A 2191-nucleotide genomic window follows, 5' to 3' on the forward strand; every position below is an offset into this window, starting at 1 on the left:
CGGCGGCGAACAATATCGCTCAATGTATCTTTTTCTTGTACCGTATAAGACGAACCGGTAATAACAGACGAACCGCCCGTACTGCCGGAACCGTGCGAATCGCCGCTGTCCGACGAGCTTTCATCCGACGACGAACTTGAACCGCCCGGAGAATGGCCGCCGTTGGCTATAGTATCCGAAACATTATCCGTTCTCGGATCGTCTATAACGTGACGTCCCCCGTTTACCGCAAGCAATTCTTCAAAGCTTAATTCACGCGCTCCCCATAACGCAAATTCTTCCGCTGTCGGCATATCTCTTGTTGCTAATTCTCTTGTGCGATTAACCATACTATACTCCTCTTTGCAAATAAAATATGCTGCCTGCTTTTGCCGGAAGTTCAGATCGGAGGATAAAAAGAAATCAGCGTCAATTTACCTTCGGAAAAAATTAAATATAATGAATGTCCGCCTGTTGCCCGATAAGAACAAGCCGTATTACCGTCAGCCATAGTACGGCAGCCGGCAGGCTCTCCCAACACCGCACGTACTTCATCTCCACTCATACCCGGCGTTATACCTAAAAACGGCATAGCCGGTTTTTCCGGCGAGAAAAAAAGATACTCATGATCCTGTTCAGGAGAACTGTCGATTCGTATCGACACGCAATCATCCTTATATGTATATTGATATATGCTGTTTCCTATCTTTTTAAAGGTGATAGTCCCTTCTTGTGCCGTACTGTACTGAAGCAAGCGCGTAAGCATGGAAAGTTTATACTGTGATTTTTCAAAACCGACTTCCCTACCCGGTAATTCGTTTTTTTCCGGTGCTCGCAAAACTGCACTGTCCGAAACTTCGCTTTGATTTACAGTGCTTTGTGTATTCGGCTCTGCTACTGTTTTATCACAGCCGGCGAAAAAAAAACATCCCGAACACACATACCGCCAATAAGCATTTCACCCTAATACCTCCTTTTATGCGGCCTTTTCAAGGAAAAGAGTTACCTTCAAAAATCTTTTTAATATTTTTTGTTCCCGCTTACTCAATTTATCGCGTGTTATCGGTTGACTGTACATCCGCAGCCAAACCTTTTTAGACGATACTTTTATATCCGGTATAAAATCAAAACGTTCTTTTAAAGGTTCTAAAACAAACAATTCCAAATCCGGACAAAAGGAAAAATCCAAGCCTTCGGACCGTATCTTTTCAATAGTTTCTTTCGGCATATAACCGTGATACTCACATACTTTCAATTTTGTCATACCGGATAAAACGGAAAAATCTGAAAAATGTACCGAACCGAAATATAATTCTTCTACAGTCGATACTTCTTTAAGGAAGTCATAATTTTTAAGAAAAGCTAATTTTTGAAAATCCAAAACTTTTAAGTTTTTCAGATTTTCCAAACCGCGAATATCCAGTGTCCTATACCCGTTACTGGCCGAATCAAATATTGTCAGCGTTTCAGTATCGGCCGGGTAGTATTCTGCAACTTCCCTACCGTCGGTCATTACCCTTATTATTTTTACATCCTCAGCAAATGACCACATTGTCATCATAAGTAAAAATAGCAATACTCTGTTTTTTTTCATATAGCGCTCCTATTATTGCTCATTAAGCGGTACAAAGATTGCCGTCACACCTGCTCTTCCACTCCCATTAGTGTCAACCCTAGAATCATATGGAGTAGCAGAGGGATTATCTCTACCGTTAGTTTGCCAAACGGTATAATTGGTTCCGCTTCCGGCTTCATAATGTTCCATATGATCAAATACATTATCATTATGCCAGTCGTAAAACACATAACCTCTGGTATTTGCCACAGGAGCATTGCTTCTGTTATCAGGATAATAATCGAGTATTTGATTTACGGTAAGATTATTTGCATCCCATGCCTCACCATTTTGTCCTCGCGGATCTAAATTATTATCAAGCGCGGAATTCCATGCAATTACATCACAATGGAAGTCATTGTTTGCCGCTGTTTGATACTGAATTCTATTATTTGCTGTATTACTTGCCTCAGGGGGCATTCCGGTATTTTGGGCAGTATTAGCCGTCATTAACACCGCACCGTCTTTTTTACCGTTTTGTACCTTTCCTATTCCCGTCAATTCGCTAAACATTCTCAGCCGGGAATTCGTTACGTTAGTCATACTGGCTACAATCCCTTGTCCTATGCTGTCCAGCTTCCGTTTTCCCCAATCCCA

4 protein-coding genes are annotated in these 2191 nt (G+C 41.7%); all 4 read right to left on the bottom strand.

Annotated elements, in window-relative coordinates; all coding sequences use genetic code 11:
• The coding region (locus tag H0R92_RS13940; RefSeq protein WP_432966260.1) for a hypothetical protein at positions 1-329 on the bottom strand (329 nt) is incomplete at its 3' end.
• Positions 330-379: 50 nt separating this feature from the next.
• Positions 380-817, bottom strand: coding sequence for a hypothetical protein (locus H0R92_RS13945; protein WP_432966263.1), 438 nt, complete (start codon positions 815-817; stop codon positions 380-382).
• Positions 818-955: 138 nt separating this feature from the next.
• On the bottom strand, positions 956-1573 hold the full coding sequence (locus H0R92_RS13950) for a hypothetical protein (RefSeq protein WP_432966266.1): 618 nt from the start codon (positions 1571-1573) through the stop codon (positions 956-958).
• 12 nt (positions 1574-1585) lie between these two features.
• The coding region (locus H0R92_RS13955; protein ID WP_432966269.1) for a hypothetical protein at positions 1586-2191 on the bottom strand (606 nt) is incomplete at its 5' end.

Source organism: Treponema sp. OMZ 840 (assembly GCF_050937815.1).
Lineage (GTDB): Bacteria > Spirochaetota > Spirochaetia > Treponematales > Treponemataceae > Treponema_C.

Coding starts and splice junctions, on each gene's coding strand:
- H0R92_RS13950 (WP_432966266.1), bottom strand. CDS start 1,573: ATGAAAAAAAACAGAGTATTGCTATTTTTACTTATGATGACAATGTGG.